The organism is Pseudomonas inefficax, from assembly GCF_900277125.1.
In the GTDB taxonomy this organism is placed as follows: Bacteria; Pseudomonadota; Gammaproteobacteria; order Pseudomonadales; family Pseudomonadaceae; genus Aquipseudomonas; species Aquipseudomonas inefficax.
Genome location: NZ_OPYN01000032.1, coordinates 1 through 1,879 on the forward strand (window position 1 = coordinate 1; position 1,879 = coordinate 1,879).

The 1,879-nt window shown below is 62.4% G+C and carries 1 protein-coding gene and 1 pseudogene; one reads left to right on the forward strand and one right to left on the reverse strand.

What is annotated here, in order from left to right:
- A partial coding sequence (locus tag JV551A3_RS03395) for an acyl-CoA dehydrogenase C-terminal domain-containing protein (protein WP_133978336.1) occupies positions 1 to 1,360 on the forward strand: 1,360 nt, incomplete at its 5' end.
- Positions 1,361 to 1,743: 383 nt separating this feature from the next.
- Here the strand turns inward: JV551A3_RS03395 and JV551A3_RS03400 are convergent.
- Positions 1,744 to 1,879: pseudogene (locus tag JV551A3_RS03400) on the reverse strand (LysR family transcriptional regulator); the annotation flags it as partial.

The following is a 1,879-nucleotide window of genomic DNA, read 5'->3' on the forward strand; positions in this document are numbered from 1 at the left end:
TGCCCACGCCAGTGAAGCGCTGAAGGAAAAGTACCTGCCGAACATGTACGCCGGCGTGTGGGCCGGTTCCATGTGCCTGACCGAGCCGCACGCCGGTACCGACCTGGGCATCATCCGCACCAAGGCGGAGCCCCAGGCCGACGGCAGCTACAAGGTCAGCGGCACCAAGATCTTCATCACCGGTGGCGAGCACGACCTGACCGAGAACATCATCCACCTGGTGCTGGCCAAGCTGCCCGATGCGCCGGCAGGGCCGAAAGGCATTTCGCTGTTCCTGGTGCCGAAGTTCCTGGTAAACGAAGACGGCAGCCTGGGCGCCCGTAACGCGGCCACCTGTGGCTCGATCGAGCACAAGATGGGCATCCAGGCTTCGGCCACCTGCGTGATGAACTTCGACGAAGCGGTTGGCTATATCGTCGGTGAGCCGAACAAGGGCCTGGCGGCCATGTTCACCATGATGAACTACGAGCGCCTGGGCGTTGGTATCCAGGGCCTGGCCTCGGCCGAGCGCTCCTATCAGAACGCCGTGGAGTACGCCCGCGACCGCCTGCAAAGCCGCGCCCCGACCGGGCCACAAGCCAAGGACAAGGCCGCTGACCCGATCATCGTTCACCCTGATGTTCGCCGCATGCTGCTGACCATGAAGGCGCTGATCGAGGGTGGCCGTGCCTTCTCCAGCTACGTGGCCATGCAACTGGACAGTGCCAAGTACAGCGAAGACGCGGCCGTGCGCAAGCGCAGCGAAGAGCTGGTGGCACTGCTGACACCGGTGGCCAAGGCCTTCCTCACCGACCTGGGCCTGGAGTGCGCGGTGCACGGCCAGCAGGTGTTCGGCGGGCATGGCTACATTCGCGAATGGGGGCAGGAGCAGCTGGTGCGCGATGTGCGTATTACGCAGATTTATGAAGGCACCAACGGTATCCAGGCCCTCGACCTGATGGGGCGCAAGGTGGTGGCCAGTGGAGGGGCGTACTACCGGCTGTTCTCCGACGAGATTCGCCAGTTCATTGCCAGCGCGGGCAGCGAGCTGGATGAATTTGCCAAGCCGTTGGCGACCGGCCTCGACCAGCTCGACGGCCTTACCGAGTGGGTGCTGGAGCAGGCAAAGGGCAACCCGAACGAAATTGGCGCGGCCTCGGTCGAGTACCTGCATGCCTTTGGTTATGTCGCCTATGCCTACATGTGGGCATTGATGGCGCGGGCAGCCAAGGCGGGTGAGGGGGACGAGGCGTTCTACTCGGGCAAGCTGGGCACGGCGCGGTTCTTCTTTGCGCGGTTGCTGCCGAGGGTGGATTCGCTGGTGGCATCGGTGAAGGCGGGGAGTGAGACGTTGTACCTGCTGGATGCCGAGCAGTTCTGAGGGGTTTTTGGGGGCTGCTTTGCAGCCCATCGCGACACAAGGCCGCTCCTACTGGTACAGCGCAGGCCCTTAGGGTGTTGCGGTTCCTGTGTAGGAGCGGCCTTGTGTCGCGATGGGCCGCAAAGCGGCCCCATTCCAGGCACATCTGGGAATGAATCCTCCTGTGTAAGCTTTTTCCTACACAACGTGGTGACTTTTCGCCACTGTTCTCAGATTGGATCCAGGGTTAATCTTTACCACATGGACGTTGCGCAGGAAGCGCAAAGGACAGATCAAGGACGACGACGAAGGACCACCTGCCAGGATGGTGGGGCGATACGGATGTCACAGGGAAACAGTCTGGAAAACCCCGCTTCGGCGGGGTTTTCTTTGTGCGCGTGTTTTCAACCCAGCACATCCAGCGGTGACGCGCCCGACAGGCGGGCGTCCGCCTCTTTCTCCAACAGCGTCCGCAGCATCTCCACCGAAGCCTGCTGGCGCTGGGCGTCGCGGAATACCAAACCAACCTTTAGCGGTACT